21 protein-coding genes and 1 tRNA gene are annotated in these 22,629 nt (G+C 60.6%); 14 read left to right on the plus strand and 8 right to left on the minus strand.

Annotation, left to right across the window (positions count from 1 at the left end):
* Window positions 1-10: 10 nt before the first annotated feature.
* The 4 genes from ACVZUB_RS18895 to ACVZUB_RS18910 all read right to left on the minus strand — a co-directional run bounded on the left by ACVZUB_RS18895 (window position 11) and on the right by ACVZUB_RS18910 (window position 5,372).
* Complete coding sequence (locus ACVZUB_RS18895; RefSeq protein WP_003944475.1) at window positions 11-430, minus strand: acyl-CoA thioesterase; 420 nt, start codon at window positions 428-430, stop codon at window positions 11-13.
* Between the two features lie 4 nt (window positions 431-434).
* The gene (gene ettA, locus ACVZUB_RS18900; protein WP_007730925.1) at window positions 435-2,114 is read right to left on the minus strand and encodes an energy-dependent translational throttle protein EttA; all 1,680 of its coding nucleotides are present in this window, start codon (window positions 2,112-2,114) and stop codon (window positions 435-437) included.
* A gap of 166 nt (window positions 2,115-2,280) precedes the next feature.
* Window positions 2,281-3,459, minus strand: coding sequence for an acyl-CoA dehydrogenase family protein (locus ACVZUB_RS18905; protein ID WP_482627635.1), 1,179 nt, complete (start codon window positions 3,457-3,459; stop codon window positions 2,281-2,283).
* A gap of 95 nt (window positions 3,460-3,554) precedes the next feature.
* Window positions 3,555-5,372, minus strand: coding sequence for an ABC transporter ATP-binding protein (locus ACVZUB_RS18910; RefSeq protein WP_054801009.1), 1,818 nt, complete (start codon window positions 5,370-5,372; stop codon window positions 3,555-3,557).
* Between the two features lie 106 nt (window positions 5,373-5,478).
* Between ACVZUB_RS18910 and ACVZUB_RS18915 the strand changes: the two genes are divergently transcribed.
* Window positions 5,479-5,937: a MarR family winged helix-turn-helix transcriptional regulator gene (locus ACVZUB_RS18915; protein ID WP_003945320.1), complete on the plus strand. Its 459-nt coding sequence runs from the start codon at window positions 5,479-5,481 to the stop codon at window positions 5,935-5,937.
* Window positions 5,938-5,941: 4 nt separating this feature from the next.
* On the opposite strand, the gene ssb is transcribed toward ACVZUB_RS18915, so the two are convergent.
* Window positions 5,942-6,355, minus strand: coding sequence for a single-stranded DNA-binding protein (gene ssb, locus ACVZUB_RS18920; protein WP_482627636.1), 414 nt, complete (start codon window positions 6,353-6,355; stop codon window positions 5,942-5,944).
* A gap of 182 nt (window positions 6,356-6,537) precedes the next feature.
* Window positions 6,538-8,673 carry a bifunctional copper resistance protein CopD/cytochrome c oxidase assembly protein gene (locus ACVZUB_RS18925; RefSeq protein WP_482627637.1) on the minus strand — a complete coding sequence of 712 codons (2,136 nt, stop codon included), beginning with the start codon at window positions 8,671-8,673 and terminating at the stop codon, window positions 6,538-6,540.
* A gap of 97 nt (window positions 8,674-8,770) precedes the next feature.
* Between ACVZUB_RS18925 and ACVZUB_RS18930 the strand changes: the two genes are divergently transcribed.
* The 9 genes from ACVZUB_RS18930 (at window position 8,771) to ACVZUB_RS18970 (ending at window position 16,199) form a co-directional block, all read left to right on the plus strand.
* Window positions 8,771-8,846: transfer RNA gene (locus ACVZUB_RS18930), tRNA-Arg, on the plus strand.
* 239 nt (window positions 8,847-9,085) lie between these two features.
* Window positions 9,086-9,538 carry a hypothetical protein gene (locus ACVZUB_RS18935; protein WP_482627638.1) on the plus strand — a complete coding sequence of 151 codons (453 nt, stop codon included), beginning with the start codon at window positions 9,086-9,088 and terminating at the stop codon, window positions 9,536-9,538.
* A 309-nt stretch (window positions 9,539-9,847) separates the two neighbouring features.
* Window positions 9,848-10,036: an excisionase family DNA-binding protein gene (locus ACVZUB_RS18940; protein ID WP_482627639.1), complete on the plus strand. Its 189-nt coding sequence runs from the start codon at window positions 9,848-9,850 to the stop codon at window positions 10,034-10,036.
* Window positions 10,033-12,015: an AAA family ATPase gene (locus ACVZUB_RS18945; protein ID WP_482627640.1), complete on the plus strand. Its 1,983-nt coding sequence runs from the start codon at window positions 10,033-10,035 to the stop codon at window positions 12,013-12,015. The genes ACVZUB_RS18940 and ACVZUB_RS18945 overlap by 4 nt, the downstream gene beginning before the upstream one ends.
* A gap of 706 nt (window positions 12,016-12,721) precedes the next feature.
* Window positions 12,722-12,982 (plus strand): hypothetical protein, encoded by a 261-nt coding sequence (locus ACVZUB_RS18950; protein ID WP_482627641.1) that lies wholly within the window; start codon window positions 12,722-12,724, stop codon window positions 12,980-12,982.
* A complete protein-coding gene (locus tag ACVZUB_RS18955; RefSeq protein WP_482627642.1) occupies window positions 12,979-13,287 on the plus strand; it encodes a hypothetical protein in 309 nt (102 codons plus the stop codon). Before ACVZUB_RS18950 ends, ACVZUB_RS18955 begins: the two co-directional genes overlap by 4 nt.
* Before the next feature lie 262 nt (window positions 13,288-13,549).
* The gene (locus ACVZUB_RS18960) at window positions 13,550-14,116 is read left to right on the plus strand and encodes an HK97 family phage prohead protease (RefSeq protein ID WP_482627643.1); all 567 of its coding nucleotides are present in this window, start codon (window positions 13,550-13,552) and stop codon (window positions 14,114-14,116) included.
* A gap of 27 nt (window positions 14,117-14,143) precedes the next feature.
* Entirely contained in the window at window positions 14,144-15,562 is a 1,419-nt protein-coding gene (locus ACVZUB_RS18965) for a phage major capsid protein (protein ID WP_482627644.1), read from the plus strand.
* Between the two features lie 226 nt (window positions 15,563-15,788).
* Window positions 15,789-16,199 carry an HNH endonuclease gene (locus ACVZUB_RS18970; RefSeq protein ID WP_482627645.1) on the plus strand — a complete coding sequence of 137 codons (411 nt, stop codon included), beginning with the start codon at window positions 15,789-15,791 and terminating at the stop codon, window positions 16,197-16,199.
* A gap of 1,018 nt (window positions 16,200-17,217) precedes the next feature.
* On the opposite strand, the gene ACVZUB_RS18975 is transcribed toward ACVZUB_RS18970, so the two are convergent.
* Entirely contained in the window at window positions 17,218-18,327 is a 1,110-nt protein-coding gene (locus tag ACVZUB_RS18975) for a tyrosine-type recombinase/integrase (protein ID WP_482627646.1), read from the minus strand.
* A gap of 293 nt (window positions 18,328-18,620) precedes the next feature.
* On the opposite strand from ACVZUB_RS18975, the gene ACVZUB_RS18980 reads away from it, so the two are divergent.
* Genes ACVZUB_RS18980 through ACVZUB_RS18990 form a run of 3 tightly spaced genes read left to right on the plus strand, consistent with a single transcriptional unit; the run spans window position 18,621 to window position 19,890 of the window.
* Window positions 18,621-18,779: a hypothetical protein gene (locus ACVZUB_RS18980; protein ID WP_482627647.1), complete on the plus strand. Its 159-nt coding sequence runs from the start codon at window positions 18,621-18,623 to the stop codon at window positions 18,777-18,779.
* A 26-nt stretch (window positions 18,780-18,805) separates the two neighbouring features.
* A complete protein-coding gene (locus ACVZUB_RS18985) occupies window positions 18,806-19,129 on the plus strand; it encodes a hypothetical protein (RefSeq protein ID WP_482627648.1) in 324 nt (107 codons plus the stop codon).
* A gap of 29 nt (window positions 19,130-19,158) precedes the next feature.
* Window positions 19,159-19,890, plus strand: coding sequence for a DUF6226 family protein (locus ACVZUB_RS18990; RefSeq protein WP_391591238.1), 732 nt, complete (start codon window positions 19,159-19,161; stop codon window positions 19,888-19,890).
* Window positions 19,891-19,916: 26 nt separating this feature from the next.
* Here the strand turns inward: ACVZUB_RS18990 and ACVZUB_RS18995 are convergent, their stop codons facing one another.
* The gene (locus tag ACVZUB_RS18995) at window positions 19,917-20,186 is read right to left on the minus strand and encodes a putative quinol monooxygenase (protein ID WP_482627649.1); all 270 of its coding nucleotides are present in this window, start codon (window positions 20,184-20,186) and stop codon (window positions 19,917-19,919) included.
* Window positions 20,187-20,411: 225 nt separating this feature from the next.
* Here ACVZUB_RS18995 and ACVZUB_RS19000 point away from each other — a divergent pair, with 225 nt between their 5' ends.
* Complete coding sequence (locus tag ACVZUB_RS19000; protein ID WP_003945365.1) at window positions 20,412-22,589, plus strand: glutamine synthetase III family protein; 2,178 nt, start codon at window positions 20,412-20,414, stop codon at window positions 22,587-22,589.
* Window positions 22,590-22,629 lie beyond the last annotated feature (40 nt).

Here is a 22,629-nt window from a genome sequence, read left to right on the forward strand (position 1 = left end):
GAAACGAAATCTACGATGTCGTCATCTGAACAAGCGATGCTTCGAGCACCGCGCGTTCGCTGTCCGCCAGCGGTCTGGACTTTTCGGACACCGTGTCGAATCCGACCATCAACGCGTCGCCGAAAGCGCATTCGACACCCGCGTTGTCACGGATGACGTGCCGAACCGTGAACGAGGAAGTCCCGACGTGAGTCGTGAAGATCTCCACATTCAAGGGACCGGACCGATCGGTGACCGGCTTGAGGAACTCGACGGTCATCTTTCGAACCACGAGGTATCCCGGCCGGCCGCCGAGCGGCGCCAGTTTCGCTTCCAGGAACTGGATGCGCGCTTCCTGCATGTACTCGACGTAACGCGTGTTGTTGACGTGACCCAACCGGTCGGAATCGCCCCACCGGACCTGGATCTGCGCTGTGTATACGTCGGACACCGGATCAGTCCCTGGTGAGCTTGCGGTGAGTCACGCGGTGCGGGCGTGCGGCGTCGGGGCCGAGTCGCTCGACCTTGTTCGCCTCGTAGCCCTCGAAGTTGCCCTCGTACCAGTACCAAGCTGCCTCGTTGTCGCCGAAGCCACCTTCCCACGCGAGGATGTGGGTACAAGTCCGGTCCAGGAACCAGCGATCGTGCGAGATCACGACGGCGCAGCCGGGGAACTCTTCGAGAGCGTTCTCCAGCGAGCCGAGGGTTTCGACGTCGAGGTCGTTGGTGGGCTCATCGAGCAGGATCAGGTTGCCGCCCTGCTTGAGCGTCATCGCCAGGTTCAGGCGGTTGCGCTCACCACCGGAGAGGACGCCGGCCGGCTTCTGCTGATCGTGGCCCTTGAAACCGAACGAGCTGATGTACGCGCGCGAGGGGAACTCGGTCTGGCCGACGACGATGAAATCGAGCCCGTCCGACACGGTCTCCCAGACCGTCTTCTTGGGGTCGATTCCGGAACGGTTCTGGTCGACGTAGCTCAGCTTGACCGTCTGACCGATCTTGACCTCACCGGCGTCAGGCTCCTCGAGACCGACGATGGTCTTGAACAGCGTCGTCTTACCGACGCCGTTGGGGCCGATGACGCCGACAATTCCGTTGCGCGGCAACGTGAACGAGAGATCCTTGATCAGAACGCGACCGTCGAAGCCCTTGTCGAGGTTCGAGACCTCCACGACCACGTCACCCAGGCGCGGCGGTGCCGGGATCTGGATCTCGTCGAAGTCGAGCTTGCGCGTCTTCTCGGCTTCGTTCGCCATTTCCTCGTAGCGATCGAGACGAGCCTTGTTCTTGGCCTGGCGGGCCTTGGCGCCGGAACGAACCCATGCGAGCTCGTCCTTGAGGCGCTTCTGCAGCTTCTGATCCTTCTTGCCGGCAACTTCGAGGCGTGCAGCCTTCTGCTCCAGGTAGGTGGAGTAGTTGCCCTCGTACGGGTACAGGCGTCCGCGGTCGACTTCACAGATCCACTGCGCGACGTGATCGAGGAAGTAGCGATCGTGAGTCACGGCGAGGATTGCGCCGGGGTAAGCAGCGAGATGCTGCTCGAGCCACAGGACAGATTCGGCGTCGAGGTGGTTGGTGGGCTCATCGAGGAGCAGGAGGTCGGGCTTGCTCAGCAGCAGCTTGCAGAGCGCAACGCGTCGCTTCTCACCACCGGAGAGGTGGGTGACCATCTCTTCCGGCGGGGGGCAGCGCAGGGCGTCCATAGCCTGCTCGAGCTGCGAGTCGATCTCCCACGCATCTGCGTGATCGAGCTTCTCCTGCAGCTCGCCCATCTCTTCCATGAGCTCGTCGGAGTAATCCGTAGCCATCAGCTCGGCGATCTCGTTGTACCGCTTGAGCTGGACCATCGTCTCTCCGAGACCGTCCTCGACGTTCTCGCGAACAGTCTTGGTCTCGTCGAGCTCCGGCTCCTGCATGAGGATGCCGACGGTCGCGCCCGGAGCCAGGAATGCCTCGCCGTTGCCCGGCTGGTCCAGTCCGGCCATGATCTTGAGGATGCTGGATTTACCAGCGCCGTTCGGTCCGACGACACCGATCTTCGCGCCGGGGTAAAAGCTCATCGTGACGTCATCGAGGATGACCTTGTCACCGTGCGCCTTGCGCACCTTCTTCATCGTGTAAATGAACTCAGCCATGACCGCCAGCCTATCGGTGTTTGTCCTATAACCCACATTGCGCGTTGGCGCTCACACCGATGCGGGTTCTGCGGACAGTCCGAGGTCATCGACCAGATTCGTCGACATGCTCATCGACCCCCACGAAAACCGCGATGGGGACACCTCCGGGTGTCCCCAGGACGGCTCAGATCATTGCCCTGTGGATGCCCTTCGGCTCGCCACCGAGCTGCGAGAGCGTCGACGAATGGAAAATGGAACCGGGTACGTGGATCGCGTGCGCGAGACCGGCATGAGCGTCACGCCAGAACCGCTGCATCGGCGTGTTCAACTGCAAAGCCCCACCACCGGAACGAGCAAAGATCTCGTCCACCGCACGCACCGCACGCCACGCCGCAGCAGTCTGCGTACGGCGACCGATCGCACGAAGCTCGAACGAAACTTCCTGCCCCTTCTCCGTCATGTCCCAGAAACGATCCACCGTCTCCAAGATCGCAGCCCGAGAAGCAGCGATCTCGGCCGCCGCCTCACCGATCGCGAACAGCACGTACGGATCTTCCTTGATCGGAACACCACTGACCGTCACACGCTCACGCTGCGCCGCCATGTTGCACGCCAACGCGCCCTCAGCGATACCGATCAACGACGAAGTGATCCCCAACGGGAAAATGCACGAGAACGGGAACTTGTACAACGTCTCCGTACGGCCCGCTTCCTTCCACGCCGTCCCGTCGAAAACCTTTCCCGCATCAAGAGTCCGATACGTCGGCAAGAACGCATCCTTGACGATCAGATCCTTCGACCCCGTTCCGCGCAGACCCACGACATTCCAGCTCTCCTGGTCGATGTCGTAATCCGAACGCGGCAACAACACGTGCAGAATCTTCGGCGGCATCAACGGCTTACCGGACTCGTCACCGACCATCGCACCGATCATGATCCAGTCACAATGATCGGTACCGGACGAGAACGACCAACGACCGTTGAGGATGTACCCACCCTCGACCGGCCTCGCCACACCCATCGGCGCATACGGCGACGCCATCCACGTATCAGGATCGGTTCCCCACACCTCTTCCTGAGCCTTGCGGTCGAAGAACGCAAGCTCCCACGGATGCACACCGACGATGCCGCTGACCCAGCCCGTGGCACCATCCATCGCACCGATAGCCATTGCCGTCTCGGCGAATTCACGCGGATGCGCCTCGAGGCCACCGAACTCCTTCGGCTGCAACATCCGGATGACGCCGGAGTCGCGCAAACGCTTCGCGCTGCCGTCCGTCAAGCGCATCAGCTTGTCACCCTCGACCCCGTCAGCGCGGATCTCGTCGGCGAACTGTGAGATGTTGTCCAGAACCTGACCCATGATCTTTCCGCCTCCACTGATAGTCGATCAACGACCATTAAAGTAGAACACGTTCTAGAAACTTGCGGAAGTGAAATGGCCGACATTTCTTACACTCACACGGTCTGCAGTTCCGACGGGAGTTCGACGGCGTCGCTACCCGAGGCCGCAAGCAACTGTGCGTATCGCCCACCTTGTTGCACAAGTTCGTCGTGGGTGCCCTTTTCCACAACCACGCCCTGGTCGAGGACCGCGATGAGATCCGCATCTCGAACCGTGGAAAGCCTGTGCGCCACAACAAGAGTGGTGCGTCCGACCATCAGCTCGTCGAGCGCGTCCTGCAACGCACGTTCAGTGCGATTGTCCAAGGCGCTCGTCGCCTCGTCGAGGACGAGGATCGGCGGATTCCGCAGGACTGTGCGCGCGATCGCTATGCGCTGTTTCTCACCGCCGGAGAATCGGTAGCCGCGCTCGCCGACCATGGTGTCGTACCCGTCGTCGAGACCGGAAATGAACTCGTGGATCTGCGCGATGCGCGCTGCCTGCTCGATCTCGGCGTCCGTGGCGTCGGGTTTCGCGAACCGAAGGTTCTCACGAATCGTCGTGTGGAAGAGATACGTCTCCTGCGACACCACACCTACCAGGTCGGAGACCGTCGCCAGATCGAGGTCCCGCAGATCGACGTCGTCGATTCTCACCGATCCCGCAGTCGGGTCGTACAGACGTGCGGCCAAGTATCCGAGAGTGGTCTTGCCCGAACCCGTGGAGCCGACAAGCGCCAAGGTTCCGCCGGCCGGGACCGTGAGGTCGATGTTGTCGAGGGTCTTGCTGTCGGTTCCTGGATACGAGAAGTCGACGTGGTCGAACCGAAGTTCGCCGGACATCTTGGTGCGGTCGAAGCTCTTCGACTCTTCCGGATCCGCGATGTCGATCGGCAGATCCAGGTACTCGAACACGCGACTGAACAGTGCCATCGAGCTCTGCACCTCGACGCCCGTGTTGAGCAGCATCATGGTGGGGCGGAACAATTGTGTTTGCAGCGTGGTGAATGCGACGAGGGTGCCGACGGTGATGGTGTTGCCGTGATCGAGAGTGAAACCGGCAAACCAGTAGACCAGTGCAGGCATGGCTGCGAAGGTGATCGACATGGTCGCCATGCGCCACTTGCCGGCCATCATGGCTCGGAGTTCGACGTCTGCGACTTCCGCTGAACGCTCGGTGAATCGATCCGTCAGAGCCGACTTCGCGCCGGTCGTCTTGCCGAGGAGAATGCCACTGACGGAGAGAGATTCCTCCACCTGGACCGACAGATCACTGAGTAGCTTCTGCCGCTTACCAGAGATCTTGCGGCGCTCGTCACCGATCTTGCGTGCGATACGGATGAACACCGGCAAGATCGCCAGCGAGAAGATGGCAAGCCGCCAATCCAGAAGGAACAGAGCAACAATGGTGGCTGCCACGGTCGTTGCATTCTGCGCGATGGACGTTGCCGTGTTGGTGACCACCGACTGCATACCGCCGATGTCGTTGGCAATACGCGACTGAACTTCTCCGGTTCGGGTTCGAGCGAAGAATCCGAGCGACTGATTCTGCAGATGCGAGTAGACCCGCACGCGCAGTTGGTGCATCAGTTTCTGGCCGATGCTGTTGGACATCCATGTCTGGGCCACGCCGAGACAGCTCGTGATCACGGCAATGGCGATCATGCCGATGGCCAGAACGCTCACGAGTCCGAGGTTCTTGTCCGGGATCGCCTTGTCGAGCATTTCGCGTAGGAGCAGCGGGCTGCCCAGCGCCACGATCGCGCTGAGTGTGATGACCGCGGTGACGATGGCGATCTGAGTTCGATACGGCGCGAACAGTCCGAGTACGCGCTTTGCCGGTACGGATTCCGCCGGAGTGATCTCGACAGCGGATCGTTCGATGTTTCGCATGTGATCTGGTTTCACGTTCTACCTCCTGGAGGCTTTCTCATCCTAGTTTCATATTGATGAGGTTACCTCACTATGAGGCTGACACCAACAACGCTAGACTGACGCCATGCATTCCCGAGAGCGCGAACTCACCGACGTCGTGATGTCCGTGGCACGGCTCATCCGCCGACGTCAGGTGGCAGCGCTGGAACCATTCGGTCTCTCGCCGTCGCAAAGCCGAGCGCTGCGAGTACTGACCCGAGTGGGCGAGCCGGTTCGACTCGGGTTTCTTGCCGAGCGATTGCGCATCGTTCCGCGGTCGGCGACCGACGTCGTGGATTCCCTCGAAGAGGCCGGATGGGTGCGCCGCACTCCCGATCCGAACGATCGGCGAGCTGTATTACTCGAGCTCACCGACGCCGGCGCTACCCTCGCTGCCGACGTCGCGAAAGCTCAACGACGCGAATCCTCGGATGTGTTCGACGACCTCGACGAATCGGAGCGAGCAACTCTCACCGAACTTCTCGAGCGAGTGGACGCGGGGCACGACTCTCGGCCCCGCGACTGCCCGAAACCTTCGGTGTGAGTCCTCACGCAGCGACGGTGTCGACTGCGTCCTCGACATTCTCTGCCGACGTCGGCTTACTCTGACGCTCGATCTTCGAGATGCAACGAGCAAGGTCCGCGCCTACCGCAGTCGCCCGTAGCTCGAGATCGGAACGAGGCACACCCTCTTTGGTCGTGTACTCGTTGGTGCGCAACTCCCCCGCCACCATGACCGGATCACCCTTCAAGATGGATGCGCCGACGCCGGTGACCAACCGCCGCCAGCAGCTGACCGTGAGATAGAGGGTCGCTCCGTCCGTCCACTCTCCGGTCACCGCGTCTTTGCGACGCGTGTTGCTCGCCATCCGAAAGCTCAGCACCTCTTCGCCATTCGTGGTCTGCCGCTTCACCGGATTGGTGATGACGGTTCCGACCACCGTTGCATGCGTTTCGTACATGTCCGATCCCCCTTCGAACTCCAGAACCCGCCAACTGCCGCGGGGCCGATCATTGCGTCGGCAGTTTCGATTGTGGAACGACAAACGCGTGGCTCGGGATCTTCGATTTCCACCTGTGCATCGGTGGAACAGCTGTGGAGAAACAGCACTGCCCGAGCCAAACGGCCCGGGCAGTGTCGGAGCTAAGTGCTAGTGGAGGATTCGTCGGATTTCTTCTCGCTGGGTGTCTCGTCCGCAGAGTCCTCGCTTGCAGTCTCCGCGTCAGCAGCCTCACGCGGTTTCCACCCTTCGCGGTCCCGCCTGGCCAATTCGGCGAACATGGCGTTGTGAGCAGCGAGGTCGGCGTCGTGGTCACGCTCGGCCGCACGGTCGGTTCGGCGCGCTGTCCTGCCATCGCTGCGCGACCACTGAACCAGTAGCGCGAGCATGACCACCATGAGCGGGATCTCGCCGGTCGCCCACGCGATGCTGCCGCCCAGCTGCTGATCGCCGATCAGGTCGTTGTTCCAGCCGAGGCCGAGCGAACGGAAGTACGCGCCGCCCATGACGGCGGTAGTGCTCATCAGTGCCACGCCGAAGAAGGCGTGGAACGGAAGTGAGCCGAAGACCATTGCCAGCTTGGTCACTGGCTGCAATTGACGTGGTGACGGGTCGATTCCGATCGCCACCCAGTAGAAGAGATAGCCGCTGAGGATGAAGTGCAGGTTCATCAGCAGGTGAGCGCTGTGCGAGTCGACCGTCGCACCGTAGATTCCGCCGAGATACAGCGCGTAGAAACCGCCGACAAAGAGAACTGCCGCCACGATCGGGTGGGTGATGAATCGCGAGAACGGGCTGTGCAGAGCGGTCAGAATCCACTCGCGAATGCCGGGCACGCCGTCCTTGCCTGCCGGATCCAGGGCCCGCAGAGCCAAAGTGATCGGCGCACCCAGAACCAGCAGGACTGGTCCCAACATCGACAGCGCCATGTGCGCACCCATGTGAACGCTGAAGACTGCCGGTGCGTATTTGCCGACGCCCGACGACGTGGCGATCAGGAGCACCGCACAACCGCTCATCCAGGCGATGGTTCGGCCGACAGGCCAGGAATCCCCACGCTTGGCCAGCTCGCGAAGGCCGATGCCGTACAGAATCGCCGCAGCAACGGCGGCGGTGCCGAACATGAGGTCGAATCGCCAGTCCGTCACGAAGGCCATGAACGACGGCGGGTCCGGAAGGTTGTAACCGAGTTCGACCTCGGGAATCGAGGGAATCGACAGCGGCGGGGGCGGCGGGGTACGACCGAGGCCGATCGCGAGGCCGATGGTTGCCGCCATCACGATGCCTTCAGCGCCGGCAAATCGAATCAGGGCAGAGCGACTCTTCGGATTCTCCGCCAGCGCCGGTAGCGCCCGACTCCGCTGAGCCCAACCGAAGAACCCGAGGATGATCAGTGCAACTGTTTTCGCGACGATCAATCGTCCATACGTCGTGGTGAATACGTCGTCGAGAGGCAGACGGACAATCGCGTTGATGACGCCGCTGAATCCCATGACGACGAAGCAGATGGATGCGACCGTCGAAAAGCGTCGGGCTGCTACGTCGGTGTAATCGCCGCCGCGCCGCGCGTGTGCCAGTAGCGCGAACAAGCCGCCGGCCCAGAGCGAAGCCGCCACGAGGTGCAGGATCAGGCTGTTGGTGGCGATGTCATGCGACCCGCCCGAAGACGAGTGACCGGTGAGAGCGAGCGGCATCAGTCCGAGAAGACCGACCAGCAGCAGTAGCGGGGTCCACCACCAGCGCAGTGTCAGTCGGGCCAAGATCGCCAGAACAACCGCGATGATCGCAGTCCAACGCCAAGCGCCGGCGATCTCGACCTGATCGAGTCCCGACCACAGGTTCGCCGGTTTGATCGCTTCGGCAAACGGCTGACCCGACGTGTCAGAGAGCGTCAGAGGCACCATCATGAACGAACAGATCGCCCACACGATCGCGGCGTGCGATGCAGTTCGGACTGCCCGATAGCCGTCGACGTCGAGGACACCCGACTTCTGCGGCGGCACGAAGAACGCGGCCAGAAGCAGTGACCCGATCGCGATGACTGCGGCGATCTCCCCCAGTGCGCGCATCGCGGGCAGGCCGTATGTGGTGATCGGGCCTGGATCCGGGATGCCCAGAAGAGTCAGTGCCTGCGACGCGGAGAATCCCACCACGATGGCTGCGGTGAGCCCTGCGATGAGTCCACTGACCACGAATATCGCGGTCGAAGAAGCGGGTGCACCGCTGTGCGGAGTGGACTCCGGTGGGGAATCTGTCGGCGCGAGGTCGGGTGTAGCCATACCTCAAGGGTAGGACCTTCGCGAACCGACTACGACAACGCGTCGGAGTTGGGCGGCGCGCGTCACATCCCCAACCCTCGAGTATGATGTTCCACGCGCCTCCGTAGCTCAGGGGATAGAGCAAGAGCCTTCTAATCTCTTGGTCGCAGGTTCGAATCCTGCCGGGGGCACCAGGTCAGAGCATGTTTCGGGAGGTTCCGTTCCCTTACCGTTGCCTAGACCACCTGCATAGACACCACCGCCCCGAACCTCGAATGAGGCCGGGGCGGTGGCATTTTGGCCGTGGGGTCGCCAGTGCCCCACCGGCACCAATCTCAAGGGCGGTCAACACCTCTGCCGGATTTGTCGGTGGACGCACCTATCGTTGACCGTAACCGACCGACGAGTCGGTACCCGACAACGAAAGGCCACCATGGCATCCCCTAACACGCAGTTGCGAAACTGGCTCGAAAATCTCGATACCCTGCGCCGTGAGTTCGACTCATACGAGGAACGCCTTGAGGAATGGTCCGAGCCGGGGTCGGCGGAACGCGCCCGTGCAGGCGTCAAACAGCGGCTCGCGTTCCAGGTAGGCATCTTCCTGCGCCTCATCGTCAGGGACCCTATCTTGGACCCCACGAACGCGCCTGGCGTCATCGGCTATTCCCATTTCCTGCGTGTGACGTTGCTCGTAGCCGAGAACGCGACGATGGACGAGGCCGTGGCCAGCCTTCACGAACTCAACGACTCGATGACCGAAATCGGCAAGCGATGGCTTAAGGGCGGCGTTGACGAGGGCGAACTCGCGACACTCGTCGGGAATCTGAAGATCGAGGCCGACCGCATCCGCGAACTTGGCGGCAATCCCGACCTGCCGAGTAAGTGACTACCTGATTCCCAACACACCGCCCTGGCCTCACACGAGGACCGGGGCGGTGGTGTTTGACCGGACTACCGCCCCCTCGAAAGATCCGCAAACCCTCAACCTGACTTCAGGTGCATGCGACGTGTCACGGAAAGTTCGCTATGCTAAGCACGTAGCCGATCAAGTCCACTCAAGCGGACGCCAACGATCGGGAAACGTAGTCCAACTGGGCAACGAGGCACGAAGGACATCGCCGGTCTGACTGGAGCTTGAGAGTCACCGATCGGGAGCCGTCCACAGTGAACACACCTGTGGATAGGACGGCCCGAAATGGCTACTACACCAGCGAAACTCATCAGCATGGCCGACGCCGCCGAGCGTTTGGCAGTGCACCCGATCACCATCCGTCGATGGATCGCCAACGGCAAGCTGACCGGCTACCGCATCTCGGATCGCGTCCTACGCGTCGAACTGGCCGAGGTCGAAGCCCTCCTGGTTCCCGTCCAGGTCGAGGGGTGAGCGCCATTGTCCAGGGCGTGGATCGCGAGAAAATACGCACCTGGTTAGACCTTCAGTACGGTCGGGACAAGGGCACGGCATGGATCAGCGTCGGCACCGGCCGCAGTACCGAACAAACTTTCTCCGACAACCCGTTTGCATGGCCCGAGCGGGCCGAGGAGGTGGTGTCGTTCATCGTCGCCCAGAACGAGGCAGGCTACAACGTCTGGTACGCGGCGCATCTGAGCTACAGCCATGAGAAGAAAAAGGCAGACGGCACAGGTGGCCGCGCGATGAACATGTCCGTCAAACGCCGACGCCTGCATGTGGACATCGACCGGGCACTGACAGCCGAGGACACGACGAAACTGCGCAAGCTGGACGCCTGGGTGGTCTATTCCGGCTCTCCCGGCCACGTGCACGCCTACATCGAGTTGAATCATTCCGTCGACGTAGCGACCTATCACCGGCTGGAAGATCAGCTTGTCGCCCACTTCGGCGCAGACCGCGCGGCGTGCCGGGACAACGGAATACTGAGGATTCCCGGCACCGTCAACCAGATGTCACCGAAGAAGTCTCACCCGACTGCACCCGTTCTGTGGGACGAGAGTGTCGGTAAGAAGCGCTGGAATCCAAGGGAACTGGCCGAGACACTGCCTGCCGTCGAGGTCAAACTGGAGGTCGAGGTCACTACCGACCCGATCGCACCCGTTGCGCCACAGCGCATGCCCGAGGGTGTCAGGGACGCGCTGAACGCTTCGAGCGCAGACCGCAGCAGCAAGACAGCGAGAATCATCAACGCATGCAAGGCAAGTGGACTCTCTCTCGAAGAAACACTGCATTGTCTGCTACTTGACGCGGGCCAGGCCGATCGCTATCAGCAGAAGGGTCCGGCGTTCATGTACAAGGAGGTACACAAGCTCTACGGCACCGCCGACGACTACAACCCACAGCTGAAGGACAAGGCAGCCAACGACATACTCGGAATCAACGCAAGGGAAAGCCAGGCAGACGCATTCACTGATTCCGGCACATCGCCGCCAGCCCTCCCGTCATCGTGGGCCGAAGTCAGTATGGATCGGATCTGGGACGCGGACTATCGGATGCAGGAAACCACGATGTTGTTCCGGGACGACGATATCGGTTTGCTGTACCCCGGCAAGTCTCACGACTTTCACGGGCCGTCCGGCAGCGGCAAGTCGTGGATAGCGAAAATCGCATGCGCCGAACAAGTCCGAGCCGGAAACCGCGTGCTGTATCTCGACTACGAATCGGACAACGAATCTGTTGGCATCAACTTCCGACAGCTTGGCTTGACGCGTAAACAGATGAAGCTCATTTCGTACCGGAACCCCCACGAGGTGGCGACAGCCGAAATGCTGTCCACGCTCACCGACTACAGCATCGTGGTGGTGGATGGTTGCACGGCCTGCCTGGCGTCGTACGGATACAGCGGCAACGACAACGACGAAGTGGCGAAGTGGTTTCACCATCTCATCGACCCTCTCAAGCGAACAGGCGCGGCAGTCATCGTCATCGACCACGAAGCGAAAGCCAACGGCGGAACCTTTGCACTGGGAGCCATGACCAAACGAGCACTGATGGACGTGAGCTACCGAGTGATCATGACTCAGCAGATGGTGCCTGGACGGGCCGGAGAACTCACCGTACGACTCACCGAGAAAGAGCGCGGGTCATGGGTTCGCAAACACTGCCCTGACCCTGACTCCGACGCGGTGGCGGCACTGTTCCAAATTGTCTCCGACGACAACGGAAATCTGACAGTAAAGATCGAAGCACCGACGCTGCAACAAAAGGTGGACGCGGTTCAGTCGATGGTGGACACCTTCACCACTTTGGGGATGCCCGCCGACGACACTTTCGGGCGCGAACACGTCAAGAAGTTCCTTGCCGACCACGGCGTGAAGGGCGTCCGAGCAGCCACCCTTACCGACGCGATTCGGGACTACAAGGCGAGAAGCAAACTACGCCCGGAATAGGTGAAAACACCCTCTGACCTGCAAGGGAACAGGTTGGCAGCCCTGAACCTGTTCCCCAAGCGGCGGGAACACCCCGGAACAGGGTGCCGTGGATCTAGTGCAAAACCACAGGTCAGGGCGTGTTCCTGCCTGTTCCCAAGCGTCGGGAACACCCCGGAACAGCCTGCACCCCTTGCATGTTCCCCACCCCCAATCCCTTGGGTGGGAACAGGGAACAGGTCGAAATCGAAGTGAGAGAACAACAACCCCGAAGGAACCGAAAATGCTGAACCTGACACCACCCAAGCACCCCTGTGGAGACTGCAACGCCGACCTCCGCGTCGAGACCGTGAACGAGGTCATTCATTGGACCGTCTTCCATGACGACACATGCCCTTGGTACCGAGCCCACCTGAACCGCGCGCAGCGCCGCGCCGAACGAAAGGCACAACGATGAACGCCGAACTCGAAAGATCTGGTCGCCGGTCTCTTCTCCACCCTTGGCCGCAGCCATGACCGCCGAATCCGACCTAGCCGATGCCCTGCATGTGGTGTGCACCCTCAAAGCAAGTCCAGGTGCGCTCACAGCCGCCGAGATTGTCCAGCGCACCCAACTAGGCCACGACGCGGTTCTGATGGCGCTGAGAGCCGCTGAACGGGCCGGAGTCGTGCAGCGTTGCCCGAGTGCCCGACCGGCCGCACGGTTTCGAACGACGGAGGCATGTTGGTGAACCGACTATTGGAGGACTTTGACGCTGACGACTACATGCCGGAAGAAAAAGGATTCAAGTCGGCTAAGACCTGGGCGAAACAACGCGAGTACAAGCGTCGGATCTATCGCGAGTTCAGAGAGATCCACGAGTTGGCAAGTAACGGAACCTATTCACCCACCTGGGACCAATGGCAGGCCGCTAGCGACAAGGTGAAACGGGAACAGGCAGAACGCCGCAGGGCCAATGCACACACCAAAGGGAAGGCAAGGCAATGACTATCGACAACTACTCACCACTACGCGGCATCGAATTGTTCAAGTGGAAGGTCTCGCGACTGGTGGAAGAGGCAACCAAACTACTACCGCCCGACGAGCAGATCACCATCGAGAACAATCCGGGAGTGACCTGGAAGAGCCTGGGCCACGTCGTGGAGTTCCGAGCCGCAGCGTTCCCGGATCGAGTGTTGGTTCTGGCAGACGCCGAATGGTTGACCGACGACTGCGATCCCAGCGGGCCGGAACTGGAGTACGTACCGAGCGCCGACGATGTTCCCGACGACATCAGCGAACTCACCGACTGACCGGCACCGCAACCTGCGGCAACCCCGGAACCTCTGCCCGCACAATGTTTCCGGGGTTGCCACGCCCGCAGCACGATTCTGAAATCTGCTCTAGAATGAAACTCACGTTAGGTCGCCCGGTGTTACTGGCCGGGACCGCCAGCGAAGCAGGATCACCACCGGAACCGTGATATCGACGGTCACCATGGCAAACGTCCCCTGTTAGAGATTCTGGAGTGGCTTTCATGCCCTCTCTCTTCAGTGACCGACGAAAGACACTGCTATGCAACATCAAACGCTCACCCGAGCCCTTTCAAGCGATCTCGAAATCCGCTCCAGCGGCGACGGTCGAACAGTTCACGGCATCGTGGTCCCGTTCGATTCGCCGACCGATATCCGCGACTACGACGGCGAATACACCGAGACATTCAAGCGCGGCACCTTCGCCAGATCCATTGCCGAGGCCGGATATCGAGTGAAGCTACTCGCCCAACACAACCGGCAGACAATGCCACTGGGCCGAGCCACGTCGCTCAGGGAAGACGCCGCAGGGCTGTACGGAGAGTTCCGAGTCTCTGCCACCCAGGCCGGTGACGAGGTACTCGAACTCATTCGCGACGGCGCACTCGACAGTTTCTCTGTGGGATTCACTCCGATTCGAGAAGCCTGGAACCGCAACAAGACCGAGCGAACTCACTACGAGGCCAAACTGAACGAGGTCTCGGTGGTGAACTTCCCGGCATATGAGTCGGCCAAAATCGCCGGAATCCGAGCAGCTCAGCTCCCACAGCTCGACTCGAATCAACTAGCGGCCCGCCTGGGTCTGCTGAAAGCAACTTACGGGCTGTAAAGCCCTCACTCTCAAAGGATCAAGACAATGAACATCACCCCTCTCGACAAGAAGTTCGACCATCTTCGGGGACTCAACAATGAGCAACGAGCTGCCAAGCTCACCGAGCTGAAAGAATTCATCGAGCCGTACACCACGCGCGCCGAGGGCATCAACGCCGAGGAATCCGAGCGACTCGCTACCGCCCTGGACGAACTCGAATTCCTGGGCCACTTGAAGGAACAACGCGAACGCCTGTTGAGCCTTGCCGACGCTGGCGGGCACATCGAAGCGGGTACATCCCTCGTCGGGTCGAAGCGAAAGGACACCGACCCGACGAGGGATGCAGCGCTGTCCAACGTCGAACGCTCGCACAAGGCAGGCAGGCTCACCGACGCCGCTGCAGCACTGTCCGAGAAGCTGATCGGCAGTGAGAGTATCGCCGCACGACTCGCAGCGACTACGGGCAGTGATGCTTACCGCAGTGCGTTCGCGAAGCTGGTCGTGAACCCCGAGCGCGGGCATCTCCTGTGGACCCCGCAGGAATCCGAGGCTTACCGCAATGCAGAGTCGGTGCGTTCGATCATCTCCGGCAGCAGCGGAACCGGAAAGCACCTCGTCCCTTGGGATCTGGACCCGGCAGTGATCTTGACCAGCGCAGGGAGTGTTTCGCCGTTGCGTGAAATCTCCAGGGTGGTCACGACTTCGAGCAATCAGTGGAACGGGGTCAGCTCGGCTGGTGTCACGGCAGAATGGCTTGCAGAGACCGCCGAGGCAGCCGACGCAAGTCCGTCCTTTGCGCCAGAGCCTGTCCCGCTATTCAAATCCAGTGCGTGGATCGAGTTTTCGTTCGAAGCCGAGGAAGACGCGTTGGGATTGCTCAGTGAACTCCAGCGGCTCCTGGCAGACGGCGCACTCGAACTCGAAAACGCGGCACTGGTGAACGGCAACGGAACGACTCAGCCGACCGGAATCGTGACATCCTTGGTCGCAGCGGGCGGCAGCGTCATCGTACCGGGCAGCGGCACCGAAGCTCTTGCGGCAGCGGACCTCTACAACCTCCAGAATGCCCTGGGGCCGCGATTCCAGCCGAATGCATCGTTTGCAGCGAACCTGGCGACTATCAACACGATTCGGCAATTCGAAACAGGCTCAGGGGCTTTGAAGTTTCCTTCGGCTCAGAATGTTCCGGCGACACTGTTGGGGCGGCCACTGCACGAGGTCAGCAACATCGACGGGACACTGAATCCGGCCGCTACCGAGAGTAATTACGTCGCGATCTACGGGGACTTCGGGAACTTTGTGATCGTTGACAAGCTCGGCAGCACAGTCGAACTCGTCCCTCAGGTATTCGGCCCAAACCGCCGACCAACGGGACAGCGCGGATTGCTCCTGCATCGGCGCATCGGCAGTGACGTGGTGAATCCGGCAGCGTTCAAGTTGCTCCGCATCAACACCACGGCCTGATGAAAGCTACCGGGTCGGTCATCTGGACTTCCTCGCACGGAGTTCACCAGTTTGATCGGCCCGGTTAGGTAGTGGCGGTCCCCATATCGGACGCGGCATCATCTACCCGCCAAAGGCTCTGTCTCTTTCACTATGGGAGACAGAGCCTTTGGTGTATTGAAACCTATAGGGTCTTACTACAAACCCTGATACACATATTGAAACCTGTTGGAAGGCTAGGAATATCATGTCGGACTCGTGGTGGTTGAAAGATGCACGTTGGGTCGCCATACGCAAGTGGTACAAGGACAACACTCCTCCGGGCGGCTGGACGTGTCATCTTTGCAACGAGCGAATTGATCCAAACATCAGTGGTCGCACCAGGTTCGGGCTTTCAATAGACCACATCGTGCCGGTCAGTCGTGGTGGTGCTTTGTTCGATCTAGCCAACACCGCTCCCGCACACGGTAAATGCAACTCAGGGAAGAGGGAGGGTCGCAACCTGGCTGGCACCGTAGCCGCGCCGTATCAAGCGCCGTTCCGACGCCGAGCACGACGTGCACCAGGCACAACACCGAAGCCTAGGCAGGCCGCACCACAGCCCATCACGATCGAACCTGTTGGACCTGACGACGTGACTGGTAGCCAGATCTGGTAAGCCACACTGCATCTCACACCATCACACTCATTGATCAACACAACATTGCTTCACACTGACTGACACTGCACTGCATGTGACACCTACCATGCTGCATGCCTACCACACTGCATGCCTTGTGCCCTTGCCTAGTTGAGATCCCTTACATCTCAGTAAGTCTCAGCCTTTGCACCACAACCACACTGCACACCATGACACTGCATGCTATGCCTTGCTGCTACCTACCACCCAACGATGCACTGCCATCAGCACCTTGCCCAACGCTGACCATGCATGACTGCAACTCATGTCTCTCGTTCGAAGCTTCCTCACGTCACACTGCACACCATTGCCCACGATCGCTGGTCCATTGCGCACGATGCTGCCGACGACGACCCAGACAGCCAGCAGCAGTGCAGCAGCGACCGCGAAGCTGACCACCGTCAAGCCTATGCACGCTCGAAGTGCCATCCATGCGACCTTGCGCACTGTGGCACCGCTTGGTAGCTCCTGCCGTACGAGAGCACTCCAAGAGTTATTGATTGATGTAGTAGTCATTGTGTTCACCCCCTTCCAGTGAGTGATATTCATTTGGATAACGCCGCAATGAATGCGCTTATTCCCTATCCACTAATCACGTTACACCAATTCTTTCTTTTAGTGAATTCGGTAGAAGTGCACGCATAAACAATGGCTCGACCCGCATGGGTAGGGGGGTCATCGGTTTGCGTGATCCCGCCAGACCGAGGAAGACCCTGCCTCCGATCGCTTCTCCCTCTATAATTTTTTCTTCAACTACTTTATATAACCGCAGGTCAGAGCACTATTCGCGGCGTGCATGTGGCCCGAAACAGGGCCTGAAAGAGAATCCGCCATGGGACGACGAGAACCGGCACCGCCGACCGCCATTCCTGGGCACCAAACAATGGCAAAAGAATGGATCGAAGAATGGTCTACAGCCAAGCGCTAATGCCGTCCGATAAAGCTCCGATCACCACAGGAAGTGCCCACTCCTGCCTATTCTTTCTGTGGCCGAGCCCTATTCTTTTGAATTATCTTCCGCCATCATCTTCGATAACTTCTCCGCTAATTCGGCGTCACGTCCAGCCGCTACCGATTGATATCTCATCGCCATGGCCGGGGTGGTGTGCCCGATACGCAACATCAGTTCGGCGGTGGTGGCACCGGCTTGAGCAGCCAGCACCGCGCCGACGTGGCGAAGATCGTGCACGCGCAGATCCGGCTTACCGATCGCGGCAGCGGCTTTCTTGAATGGCTTACGGAATTCCCAATCGGTGATGTGCCCACCATCGTCGGCAGCGAAGAGAAGGGCTTCGGGATGCTTCGGAATCCGGTGCAGATGCGCAGTGATCGCGCTACGGATATGAGGAGGCACCGCGACGGTACGGACACCGGCAGCAGTCTTCGGCGTATCCACAGCGGTAACCCCGGACCGATACGTCACGGCCCGCTCGACACGCAACGTCGCCGCATCCTTGCCGACATCCTTGCGCCGTAGCTCCTTCAGCTCACCAGACCGTAGACCGCACCACCCGAGCAGCAGCACCGCGACGGCCAATGGTTCGGGCATCTCCCCCGCGAGCCGAGACAACTCCTGCGGCGTCAGTAGACCGATATCGCGCTTCCTCTTGGTCTGCATCGCCGAACGGATACGGCAAGGGTTGGCGTCGATCACCTCGTCCGAGACAGCCGTCGCCATAATCGCGTGCAGTAGTGCGTAGGCATGAGCCTTGCGAGTCTGTCCGGTCGCTAGCTCGGCATACCAGACCCGAACAGCAGCAGGCGAGACTGCCGACACCTTCAGATCCCCTAGCTTCGGATTGATGTGCAGGCGCAGCAGATCGTCGTAGAGGGAGCGGGTGCGCGGCTTGAGCGTGCGATGAGAGAGCCATATCGCCGAATACGCTGCCAGGCTCAGACCGCGCGACTTCTCCGCACCAGGCGGCGTCCAGGTCTCCAGGTCAATGGTGCGTTTGATGTTGCCGAGCCAGCCCTCCGCGTCGATCTTCGCTTTGTACGTCTGTGGCGCGGCGTAGGTGATCCCGTCAGGGCCGACATAGCTCGCACGGTGGTTGCCGCTCGGCAGTTTCTTGATCGTTCCCCAGCTACGACGCCGCTTGACCGTCATGCTGCACTCCCCTGGATCGTTCCGTCTGCGTTCCCTTACGAGAGTAGTTCTCTGCATACCTATGTACCTACTTGCAACATCGGCTGAGAGCTTTGCATGCTGCTCAGAATGACTTTTTGGCGTGCCTACCTGCACGAATCCCCTGTGGCGTGATCAGGTTCGAATCCTGCCGGGGCACCACAAGATTTGATTCACAGACGGACATGGCGGACCAGCGGCCTCTTGGGCGAACGATTCGATCTGACCGAAACCTAACCCACAAATCATGATCCGTCCGCAGTAATCTGCCTCGCATGAAGAAGGCACTTCCGAAGACACTGAAGTCATTCGCCCGGACCGTTGGAATCCTGGCACTCGCGATCGTCGTGGTATCTGTCGTCGAGAGGTTCACCGGCGCACACCAACCGACGACCGGTCCCGCCTCGTTGACCGGACCCGACCAATCGTTGTAGCCCTTCCCTTGTGGCGGGGTCGACTCATGACGTTCGAGGAACAGGACGAGTCGACCGGTGAAAGCCGTCCGATTGCGGATGATGGGCCATTCACGCTGGAAGTCGATGGAGAAATCTTCACGGTGACGGTCCGCCCCGGGGAGCCGGGCGCGTCCGACTACGACTGGAAATCGGGGCCGAACGAGGGGTACGGGTTTTCCAGTTTTCACCGTGTTTCCTACTACAGTGTCCTCGACCGAGCGAACAGTCCATCGAACGAAATTCAGCCCGAAACTATCGATGAACACCGTGCGTCGATCCGCGACTTCCTCAGCAAGGTTAACCCGGAGACCGGATATATCGGAGACTGATCGTCAGAGTTGCCAGTAGCGTTGCCGTCATGATTACGGACCCGACGAGGCCGTGGTGGGAGACTTACAACAACAACGTCCTCTCCGCCCGCGAAAATGGCTGGAGCGAAGACGATTCCAGGCTCTCTCGCGAACGATGCGACCTACTCGATGACGTCGCTGCCGCGTTCGCCATCACGGGCGCGCAGACACCAGGGTGGCTGAGCCCATACAGCGGCGACGTCCAACCCCGCAAGGACTCGTACGAGCGTTGTACCGATCCGGAGAAGTTCCTGATCGTGGTGGCAAGAGCTCGAGCGTGGACAAAGGTCCTCGTCGATCGCGGCTGGGCACGAGAAGTACCGCCTGTGCGATGGGCGCTCCGTCCCTTGGAGTCCGGCGGGGCCGACACCGTTTTGGAGCCTTCGAGTGACGGTGCGGTTCCGCTCGTGCTGACCACGCACACTCCGGTCGACAGCGCCCACCCGTTCAATGTCACGATCGCCGCGGGCAACCCGGCTGTGGCGATGGCGTCCATTCCTGACTGTGCCTGCGACGGATGCGACAGGGGGTCCGCTGTACTGCTCGAAGAATTCGACACCTGGGTGTTGTCAGTGGTCGACGGTTCCCTCGAAGTCGACGTCACAGCCGCCTGTTATTCGATTCAAACTTCTTTTCACGGCGGAAGGCACGGGGTCCAGTACCTCGACGAACCCACAGCTTTCACTGCGGCACCGTGGCCCCCGAATTGGACGGCACGCTCGTTCGCGTCTACAAGATGAGCAGGCGCTGAGCCCTGATCCCGCCGCTACAGAACCTTCGTGAAGATCTGCGCCGGCGCTGCCGTCTCGAGCTTGGCCAGCGCCTCAACCAAACTGACGAAGTGCTCGGTATGGGTATGAGCGTCGAGGTGCTCCTGCGATTCCCATTCTTCCGCCAACACGAGCTCGCAGGGATTGTCGGTGCGCTGCAATAACTCGTAGTTGATGCAGCCGACCTCTTTTCGGGTCTCGGTGACAAGTTCTTCGTACAACCGAAGCACTTCCGCGAGATCGCCCTGCTCCACTGTGGTTGGCACCAAAACCCTGATCACAAAGACTCTCCGATTCGTCTGACCCGCGTTGACCCCTCCGCTCGAAGTCTGCCGTAGACCTCCGACAGATCGACATTTCCGTTGTGACTCGAAGTTTGCGGACAGGCGCAATACCTACGAAACACCCCCGATACCGGAGGTTCGTAGGGTTTGCCGAAGTCGGGCTCGCAATCAGCAGCGCAGCCCTGGGCCCGGGCGAGGGGTAAGCACATGAGTGGAAATGCAGTTCGCTTGCAAGCGATCAAGGACGTCGAGGCCTACACACCTCCGGTGGTCAGTTTCACGACCGACGAGACACCCGGAGAGGTGTTCGGAGCCAACGTCTTCAACAAGGTGGTCATGCAGAAGCGACTGCCCAAGCTCGTCTACAAATCGGTGATGGCGACGATCGAGCAAGGCAAACCGCTCGATCCCATGGTCGCCGACGCGGTCGCATCCGCGATGAAGGACTGGGCGTTGGAGAAAGGCGCAACCCACTACGCCCACGTCTTCTATCCGCTTACCGGGTTGACCGCCGAGAAGCACGACAGCTTCCTCGAGCCGGTCGGCGACGGCAGTGCACTGGCGGAGTTCGCCGGCAAGACCTTGATCCAAGGTGAACCCGACGCTTCGAGTTTCCCGAACGGCGGGCTGCGCAACACGTTCGAGGCTCGCGGATACACCGGCTGGGATGTCACGAGCCCGGCCTACGTTCTCGAAAACCCCAACGGCAACACACTGTGTATCCCGACCGTGTTCGTTTCGATGACCGGCGAAGCGCTCGACCACAAGACTCCCCTGCTGCGTTCACAACAGGCAATGGGTTTCCACGCCGAACGAATCCTTAAGTTGTTCGGTCATACCGATCCCGAGCACATCGTGTCGTTCTGCGGACCCGAGCAGGAGTACTTCCTGATCGATCGACACTTCTTCCTCGCCCGCCCCGACCTCCTCAACGCCGGCCGAACACTCTTCGGCGCAAAGCCGCCCAAGGGCCAGGAGTTCGACGACCACTACTTCGGGGCGATCCCGGAACGTGTGCTCGGATTCATGATGGACACCGAGCGGGAACTTTTCAAACTCGGTATCCCCGCCAAGACGCGGCACAACGAGGTTGCGCCCGGCCAGTTCGAAATCGCCCCGATGTTCGAGCGAGGCAACATCGCCGCGGACCACCAGCAGTTGCTGATGACCACTTTCAAGACAATCGCCAAGAAGCACGGCATGGAATGTCTGTTCCACGAGAAGCCGTTCGACGGTGTCAACGGCTCCGGCAAGCACGTCAACTTCTCGCTGGGCAACTCCGAACTCGGCAGTTTGCTTGTCCCCGGCGACAATCCGCATGACAACGCCCAGTTCCTCGTATTCTGCGCCGCAGTCATCCGGGCCGTCCACAAATACGCCGGCCTCCTGCGCGCGTCGGTCGCATCGGCAACCAACGATCACCGTCTCGGTGCCAACGAGGCTCCCCCGGCCATCATCTCGATCTTCCTCGGCGATCAGCTGGCCGACGTCTTCGAGCAGATCGCCAAGGGCGCAGCGACATCGTCGAAGGACAAGGGCACCATGATGATCGGAGCCGACACCCTTCCCGTCCTACCGACCGACCCGGGCGACCGCAACCGCACGAGCCCATTTGCCTTCACCGGCAACCGTTTCGAGTTCCGCGCGCCAGGATCGCTGCAAACAGTCAACGGCCCGATGGTCACCATCAACACGATCATGGCCGAGGCCTTGGACTACATGGCCACCGAACTGGAGGCCGCGGTCGCCGACGGCGCCGATTTCGACACCGCCGTCCAGAATCTGCTCACCGAGATCATCACCAACCACGGTGCGGTTGTCTTCAACGGCGACGGTTACTCGGAGAACTGGCAGATCGAGGCCGAGTCTCGCGGCCTGCCGAACCTTCGCACGACGCTGGACGCCCTTCCTGAACTGATCACCGAATCCTCGATGGAACTCTTCGAGAAGTACAAGGTCTTCAACCACCGGGAGATGCACAGTCGCTACGAGGTCGGACTCGAACAGTACGCACTGAGCATCGGCGTCGAGGCACGCCTGGCCGCCGAAATCGGTACGACGCTAATCCTTCCGGCCGCAGTGCGCCACCAGACGGAAGTTGCGCAGAACTTCGTCGCACTGAAGTCCGCCGGCCTCGAACCGGATTCAGCACCGCTCGAAGAAGTGTCGGCGCCCGTTGCGGCTCTGCGCACAGCGCTCGCGGCCCTGCGCGCAGCAATCGACACCGACGCCGGCGAGTCGCCATTCGATCAGGCCAAGCACGCACAGGACGCACTCCTGCCCGCCATGGCAGAGGTACGTGCAGCGGCCGACTTCCTCGAAACCATCGTCGCCGACGATCACTGGCCACTCCCGACGTATCAGGAAATGCTCTTCATTCTCTGAGTATCACCCGAATATCACTACCCACAGAACTATGGCCTGC

Source organism: Rhodococcus sp. OS5, assembly GCF_056837585.1.

Bases quoted from the DNA above. Each gene is read 5' to 3' on its own strand.
- ettA (WP_007730925.1), bottom strand. From the start codon at position 2,114: ATGGCTGAGTTCATTTACACGATGAAGAAGGTGCGCAAGGCGCACGGT.
- ACVZUB_RS18905 (WP_482627635.1), bottom strand. From the start codon at position 3,459: ATGGGTCAGGTTCTGGACAACATCTCACAGTTCGCCGACGAGATCCGC.
- ACVZUB_RS18910 (WP_054801009.1), bottom strand. From the start codon at position 5,372: ATGCGAAACATCGAACGATCCGCTGTCGAGATCACTCCGGCGGAATCC.
- ACVZUB_RS18915 (WP_003945320.1), top strand. From the start codon at position 5,479: ATGCATTCCCGAGAGCGCGAACTCACCGACGTCGTGATGTCCGTGGCA.
- ssb (WP_482627636.1), bottom strand. From the start codon at position 6,355: ATGTACGAAACGCATGCAACGGTGGTCGGAACCGTCATCACCAATCCG.
- ACVZUB_RS18925 (WP_482627637.1), bottom strand. From the start codon at position 8,673: ATGGCTACACCCGACCTCGCGCCGACAGATTCCCCACCGGAGTCCACT.
- ACVZUB_RS18935 (WP_482627638.1), top strand. From the start codon at position 9,086: ATGGCATCCCCTAACACGCAGTTGCGAAACTGGCTCGAAAATCTCGAT.
- ACVZUB_RS18940 (WP_482627639.1), top strand. From the start codon at position 9,848: ATGGCTACTACACCAGCGAAACTCATCAGCATGGCCGACGCCGCCGAG.
- ACVZUB_RS18955 (WP_482627642.1), top strand. From the start codon at position 12,979: ATGACTATCGACAACTACTCACCACTACGCGGCATCGAATTGTTCAAG.
- ACVZUB_RS18960 (WP_482627643.1), top strand. From the start codon at position 13,550: ATGCAACATCAAACGCTCACCCGAGCCCTTTCAAGCGATCTCGAAATC.
- ACVZUB_RS18965 (WP_482627644.1), top strand. From the start codon at position 14,144: ATGAACATCACCCCTCTCGACAAGAAGTTCGACCATCTTCGGGGACTC.
- ACVZUB_RS18970 (WP_482627645.1), top strand. From the start codon at position 15,789: ATGTCGGACTCGTGGTGGTTGAAAGATGCACGTTGGGTCGCCATACGC.
- ACVZUB_RS18975 (WP_482627646.1), bottom strand. From the start codon at position 18,327: ATGACGGTCAAGCGGCGTCGTAGCTGGGGAACGATCAAGAAACTGCCG.
- ACVZUB_RS18980 (WP_482627647.1), top strand. From the start codon at position 18,621: ATGAAGAAGGCACTTCCGAAGACACTGAAGTCATTCGCCCGGACCGTT.
- ACVZUB_RS18985 (WP_482627648.1), top strand. From the start codon at position 18,806: ATGACGTTCGAGGAACAGGACGAGTCGACCGGTGAAAGCCGTCCGATT.
- ACVZUB_RS18990 (WP_391591238.1), top strand. From the start codon at position 19,159: ATGATTACGGACCCGACGAGGCCGTGGTGGGAGACTTACAACAACAAC.
- ACVZUB_RS19000 (WP_003945365.1), top strand. From the start codon at position 20,412: ATGAGTGGAAATGCAGTTCGCTTGCAAGCGATCAAGGACGTCGAGGCC.